Below are 6,191 nucleotides of genomic sequence, written 5' to 3'. Positions count from 1 at the left end.
CACCGCCTCGATCATCGAGGCAGCTTCTTCAAATCGCGCGGGCCTTTCACGGTGCCGCGTTCGCCGCAGGGACATCCCGTCATCATCCAGGCCGGACAAAGCGGCCGGGGCAAGCAATTCGCCGCGCAATGGGGCGAATTGATCTTCGTGGTCTACCCCAACCTCGATGTCGCTAAAAAGCAGTATCCGGATTTCAAACGCGCCTTTGCCGAGAAAGGGCGTGATGTCTGCATTGCGCCGGCGGTCTATCCGGTCGTTGCGGAAACGCAAAGCGAGGCGGAAGACAAGTTCGCCGCCGTCGATGCGCTGGCCAAGCCGATCGACGCGCTGGTGCTGCTGTCGGAGGTGCTCAATTTCGACTTTGCCTCGAAGCCGGTGGACGAGCCGTTTACGGCTGAGGAGCTAAAGGCGATCAGCGGCATGCAAGCGCTGCGGGATCGCGTCGTCCAAGTCAGCGGCAAACCAAACCCGACGGTGCGCGATTTCGTCGAGTTCAGCGGCAGAGGCACGGTGCGCGAGATGCCGACCTTCGTCGGCTCGCCCAAAATGGTCGCAGACCAGTTCGAGCAATGGTTCACGGGTGGCGGCTGCGACGGCTTCGTGATCGCGGCCACCCATGTGCCGGGGACTTACGAGGATTTTGTGCGCCTTGTTGTGCCGGAGTTGCAACGCCGCGGCTTGTTTCACGGTGACTATGAAGGCGAAACGCTACGTGAGAATCTTGGCCTGCCGAAGCCGCTGAGTCGAGGATTGCGGTGAACGTCTTCCAGACAAAACAATGCGCGGACGCTCCCGTTCGCGCATTGCTGATTTTTCGGCTCAATTGCCTTTAGGCGCTGAGATTCATCCAGACCGCTTTCGGCTCGGTGAAATTCTCGATCGCCGCAGTGCCGTGCTCCCGGCCAAGGCCGGAGTCACGCTCGCCACCCCAGGGCAACCGCACATCGGTATAGCCATAGGTGTTGATCCAGACGGTGCCGGCGCGGGCGCGCTTGGCAAAACGCTGCACCCGGCCCATGTCGCGGCTCCAGACACCGGCTGCAAGACTATAGGCCGTTCCGTTTGCGATCCGCAGCGCGTCCGCTTCATCCCTGAACTTGATGACGCTGACGACAGGGCCGAAGATCTCTTCCTGCGAAACCCGCATCTCGTGCTTTACATCGGCGAACACGGCCGGACTGATGAAATAGCCGCGCTTGCCGACCCGCTCGCCTCCGGTGACAAGCGTTGCGCCTTCCTTTTGTCCGATGTCGACATAGTCGAGGATCGACTTCATCTGCTTTTCCGAGATCACCGGACCTAGCGAGGTGTTGCGATCCAGCAAGTCTCCCATCCGGAGCGATTTTGCACGGGCCGCGATCCGTTCAACCACTTCGTCGTAGGCGTTCTCCTGAACGAGCACGCGCGAACCGGCCGAGCACACCTGGCCGGCGTTGAAGAAGATGCCGGCCGCGGCCGATTTGGACGCAGCTTCGAGATCGGCGTCGTCGAAGATCACGTTGGCGGACTTGCCCCCGAGTTCAAGCGAGACGCGCTTGAAGTTGCTGGCAGCGCCCTTCATGATGCCGCGGCCGACACCCGGCGAACCCGTGAACGTCACCTTGTCGACGTCGGGATGATTGACCAGCGCGTCGCCAACGATGCGGCCGGGACCGGTCACGATGTTGAACACGCCGGGTGGAATGCCGGCTTCAAGCGCCAGCTCGCCGATGCGGAGCGCCGAAAGCGAGGTCAATTCAGCAGGTTTCATGACCACGGTGCAGCCGCAAGCCAAAGCGGGGGCCAGCTTCCACATTCCGATCATCAGCGGAAAATTCCACGGCACGATCGCCGCCACCACACCAACGGGCTCGCGCACGGTGTAGGTCAGCGCATCGTCGCGCGTCGAAACGACTTCGCCGCTGATCTTGTCGGCCCAGCCGGCGTAGTAGGTCAGCGTATCGATAGCGGCAGGAAAGTCCTGGCGCATCGTGGCCGAGATCGGCTTGCCGCCGTCCAGGCTCTCAATTTCGACAATCTCGTCAGCGTGACGCTTCAACAAATCCGCCCATTTGAGCAGGAGGTGACCGCGCTCGGCGGCGCGCATGGTGCGCCAGGGCCCCTCGAAGGCGCGGCGCGCCGCGGCGACGGCATGATCGACATCAGCCTCGTTGCCTTCGGCAACCGTGGCGATGACCTCTTCGGTCGCCGGATTGACGGATTTGAATGTCCGTCCTGAACAGGAGGGAACGCGACGGCCATCGATCAGGAGTTGGTGCGGCTTGCGCAGGAATTCAGCCGCCGCCGTCTCCGGGGTATAGGCATATGCAACAGACATCATATTTCCTCCATATCTTGTGCTTGAAGATAGGAAGTAATTTACAGATAGGAATATGATATTGTGTGCCGATGGCTGCCTATTATATGCACTCTTCTTCATAACTTAGGTACCGACATGCTCCAAATCGAGATTGAAACCGTCTGGCGATTCCACAAAGAGGGCAGCCCGCAAACCGTTGTGGTCATGCTCGGGATTCTCAATGAACTCCGCAAAACCGGAAAGATCACCAGCGCCGCGCGTGATGCGGGCCTTTCCTATCGTCACGTCTGGAACCTGATCGAACAGTGGTCGCAGTTTTTCGGTGTGCCGCTGGTCGAGGCGCAGCGCGGCAAGGGCTCAAAGCTCACCCCGTTCGGGGAGAAGCTGGTCTGGGCCGGAGAGAGGATGCAGGCGCGGCTCGGCCCGCAGCTTGAAAATCTCGCGCAGGAACTCGCCACCGAAATCAAACCGTTCCTGCATCAACGGCCTTCAGTTATTCGCGTTCACGCCAGCCATGGTTTTGCCGTGGCAAAGCTTCGGGAACTGCTGGATCGTGAGTCCGGTATCGGCGTCGATCTCCGCTATGTCAGCAACCAGCATTCGCTGGTCTCGCTGGCGCAGGGCGCCTGCGACCTGTCAGGCGTTCATCTGCCACGCGGCGAACTGCGGGCGCAGGGCATTCAGGCTTGCAAGGAATGGCTCGATCCGCGTCAGGACCGCATCATCAGCTTCGTCACACGCGAAATGGGCTTGATGGTGAAGAGGGGCAATCCGCTCAAAATCTCATCTGTTGCGGACCTTGCGGATGGGAAAGTCCGCTTCGTCAACCGCGACCATGATTCTGGCACCCGTCTCCTGTTCGACCAGCTTCTGGCGCTGTACGGGATCGACGAAACGCGGATCAACGGAGCGCAGCAGATCGAATTCACCCATGCCGCCGTTGCCGCCTACGTTGCAAGCGGAATGGCGGATGTCGCCTTCGGCGTCGAAGCCGCCGCGCGACAGTTTGGCCTCGACTTCATACGTCTGCTGACCGAGGACTACGTCTTTGCCTGCCGGCAGGCTTTCCTGGAAACCGAGCCAATGCGACGGGTGCTCGACATCATGAAGGGCAGCGAGTTTCAAAAGGCGGTCGCGGCGTTGCCCGGTTACAAGGCGACCGATACGGGTGTGGTGCACTCGGTGAAAGAATTTCTCAATCGGCTCGAGACCAGCCAATAGAGGCCCATTCCGCAACAACCGGGAACGACTCCTTCGCTGGTCCGCAAAAGCGGCGACAATGGGAACGTGTCCACGCTGGACGGCGCTGCCCAATCTGATCGACAAGGCACTCCGCTCGCGCTACAGAGACAATACGCTGCGGTATGCCTATCCGCTGGCCTCCTGGAGTGTCGAACGATCTTCTGGTCCCGAGACGGGCATGGTAACGCTGTCCACCACTGACGGCTTCAACGTTTGTTTCTCGATGAGCTCCGGCAAACACTCGCCACGACACTTGCTTCGGACGATCCTGACGAGCCACATAAAGTGATGAATTAGGCAGTTACGCCAGCTCGCACAAAGGCAGCTCTTTCCGGTGATCATATCCCGACGATCCGCCGTGGCTTTGCGGCATGTAGCCTTCGAGGATTTGGGGCTTCTTGCGCCCATCATGGCGCGAGAGGGTTGGGACGTCTCCTACTGCGAGGCTGCGGTCGACGATCTGTCTCACCCTTCCATCAAAAATGCTCATCTTGTGATTGTTTTGGGCGGACCGATTGGCGTCTATGAAACGAACGACTATCCGTTCTTGACCGCCGAGCTTGCACTGATCGAACACAGATTATCGCACGATCTTCCAACGCTCGGAATCTGCCTTGGCAGTCAGCTGATGGCCAGGGCACTGGGCAGCCGTGTCTTCAAGGGCAAGGTCAAGGAAATCGGCTGGGGGGCGATCGAGCTGACGGAAGAGGGGAGATCATCCTGCCTGAAGCCGTTGCAAGACGACGATGCCGTGGTGCTCCACTGGCATGGAGATACGTTCGACTTGCCCCGGGAAGCCACAAGATTGGCTTCGAACCGGAACTACGAAAACCAGGCTTTCGCTTTTGGCCGTAATTCGCTGGCGCTTCAGTTTCACCTCGAAGCCGACCCACGCCAGCTCGAAGAATGGTATGTCGGCCACACCTCCGAACTCGCCGCCACGCAGATCTCAGTGGCGGATCTGCGAGCCGCCACGCAACGACACCGAAGCGGCATGGCGCAGCGCGCAGACCGCATCTTCAGCGATTGGCTACGCCAGTGTGGCAACTCTGACGTTCCTTCCAGCCTCGCCGCGGCCTCTTCGAAGGAACGTCAGAGTTAAAGCCATACTGGAAATTAGCGTCCGGATACCGAGACCAATGAAGCTCTTCATGTTTTACGTTGGCGGCAACTGCGGCAATTCAAATGTCGAATTGCATGACGTCAGGTTCTCGGTCGGCGAGGCGGCGGAAGATTGCTATGACGATCTGCGCCGGCAATGGTGGGGGGAGCCCAAGAGCCTGCATCTCGATTGCTGGGGCGCGGTCGAACAGGCCGATGGATATGACATCGTGCTCGCGGACCAACCGCCGGGCAAAGCGGAACAGAGGCTCTTCTTTGTCAATCTGGGCGGGTACGATCCGGCCGAATTCACTGAACTGCACAAGAACGTGCTGATTGTCGCAATGGATGAGGTAGCCGCCAAAGCAAAGGCCAAGGCGCAGATCAATCATTGGCGAAAGCCGCATAGGGATCGGTTGTTCGAAATCGAAAAGACCATCGACATCGGCGCTCAGATGCAACATCGCGGCCATCACCTGATATTGCGCCCCGCGACACTGGAAAAACCGTTTCGATTTGAGTGTGATTATCGGCTCATTGGCCAAGCGTGAACGTCATAGCCCCCGTTAGGACGGGGCTCTCGTCGACAATTCCGTCCTTTTTTCCGGTGCAAGGATTGGTTTACCAACCTTTACCACCCCGTCGCTCTCCCCATTTCCGCCGTGTTCCCAATGCGGTATATTGCCTGATTGATGCTGGCGTGGGCCTGCATCGGGGATACGGCCGCCAGGCGCCGCGGAAAGCGCGGCCGGCGGAATGGCACTTGGGGCGAATGCGGATTAGAGGGTCAGCACCGATTTTGGGCGCGTGGCGAGGGATTGCCATTACCTCGGCATGCCTCATGCTCGCCAATTGCTCCTCATCCGGCCTATCCAGCCGTGTCGATCCCAAATACGGTGTTTCCTCAAGTCCCCGCGTCGTCGAGCTGGGCGACCCTGTGCCGAAGGGTGGGGGAACATACCGCGTCGGCAAGCCGTATACAGTTGCCGGCCAAGTCTATGTTCCGGAAGAAAATTTCAATTACCGCCAGGAAGGGCTTGCCTCCTGGTACGGCGACGATTTCCACGGGCGGTTGACCGCCAACGGCGAGGTTTTCGACATGACCTCGCTCTCCGCGGCCCATCCCACGCTTCCGATGCCGTGCTACGCCCGCGTCACCAATCTTTCCAACGGCAAATCGCTCATCGTTCGCGTCAATGACCGCGGTCCTTATCATGGCAACCGCGTCATGGACGTTTCGAGCCGGGCGGCAGAACTCCTGGACTTCAAGAGCAGTGGTGTGGCGCGGGTACGCGTTGAATATGTCGGCCGGGCGCCGCTCGAGGGCTCCGACGATCGTTTGCTGATGGCGACGTTGCGCACCGGCGTGCCGGCGCCGGCGCCCTCGTTGGTCCGCGTTGCGTCCGCTCGTCCGTTCGTGCCGGAAATCTCCGGCTCGGCGCGGCCGATTCGCGGCGAGGTGCCGCTCCCCGAGGGTCGGCCCTACAATCTCGGGAGTACGCAGCCCGAGCAGGCAGCATATGCGGAGCGCCAGGAGCGCACCGCTTAC

6 protein-coding genes are annotated in these 6,191 nt (G+C 60.1%); 5 read left to right on the top strand and 1 reads right to left on the bottom strand.

The features are described from left to right. Positions 1-759, top strand: a 759-nt coding sequence (locus WB528_RS03165) for an LLM class flavin-dependent oxidoreductase (protein WP_423886977.1), incomplete at its 5' end; no start/stop codon positions are given. 70 nt (positions 760-829) lie between these two features. On the opposite strand, the gene WB528_RS03160 is transcribed toward WB528_RS03165, so the two are convergent. Then, positions 830-2,317 (bottom strand): aldehyde dehydrogenase family protein, encoded by a 1,488-nt coding sequence (locus WB528_RS03160; protein ID WP_423886976.1) that lies wholly within the window; start codon positions 2,315-2,317, stop codon positions 830-832. Between the two features lie 117 nt (positions 2,318-2,434). On the opposite strand from WB528_RS03160, the gene WB528_RS03155 reads away from it, so the two are divergent. From WB528_RS03155 to WB528_RS03140, 4 genes are all read left to right on the top strand, one after another. After that, on the top strand, positions 2,435-3,520 hold the full coding sequence (locus WB528_RS03155; protein ID WP_423886975.1) for a substrate-binding domain-containing protein: 1,086 nt from the start codon (positions 2,435-2,437) through the stop codon (positions 3,518-3,520). A 379-nt stretch (positions 3,521-3,899) separates the two neighbouring features. Next, positions 3,900-4,643 carry a glutamine amidotransferase gene (locus WB528_RS03150; protein ID WP_423886974.1) on the top strand — a complete coding sequence of 248 codons (744 nt, stop codon included), beginning with the start codon at positions 3,900-3,902 and terminating at the stop codon, positions 4,641-4,643. A 37-nt stretch (positions 4,644-4,680) separates the two neighbouring features. Then, positions 4,681-5,193, top strand: coding sequence for a DUF1543 domain-containing protein (locus tag WB528_RS03145; RefSeq protein ID WP_423886973.1), 513 nt, complete (start codon positions 4,681-4,683; stop codon positions 5,191-5,193). 221 nt (positions 5,194-5,414) lie between these two features. Beyond that, the coding region (locus WB528_RS03140) for a septal ring lytic transglycosylase RlpA family protein (RefSeq protein WP_423886972.1) at positions 5,415-6,191 on the top strand (777 nt) is incomplete at its 3' end.

It is taken from the genome of Bradyrhizobium sp. (genome assembly GCF_049586575.1).
Taxonomy (GTDB): domain Bacteria; phylum Pseudomonadota; class Alphaproteobacteria; order Rhizobiales; family Xanthobacteraceae; genus Bradyrhizobium.
Note: the sequence above shows the minus strand (reverse complement) of the source record. Positions and strands in the feature narration are given on the sequence as shown.

What these genes read in the sequence shown, in the direction of transcription:
- WB528_RS03160 (WP_423886976.1), bottom strand. Translation starts at nt 2,317, where the DNA reads ATGTCTGTTGCATATGCCTATACCCCGGAGACGGCGGCGGCTGAATTC.
- WB528_RS03155 (WP_423886975.1), top strand. Translation starts at nt 2,435, where the DNA reads ATGCTCCAAATCGAGATTGAAACCGTCTGGCGATTCCACAAAGAGGGC.
- WB528_RS03145 (WP_423886973.1), top strand. Translation starts at nt 4,681, where the DNA reads ATGAAGCTCTTCATGTTTTACGTTGGCGGCAACTGCGGCAATTCAAAT.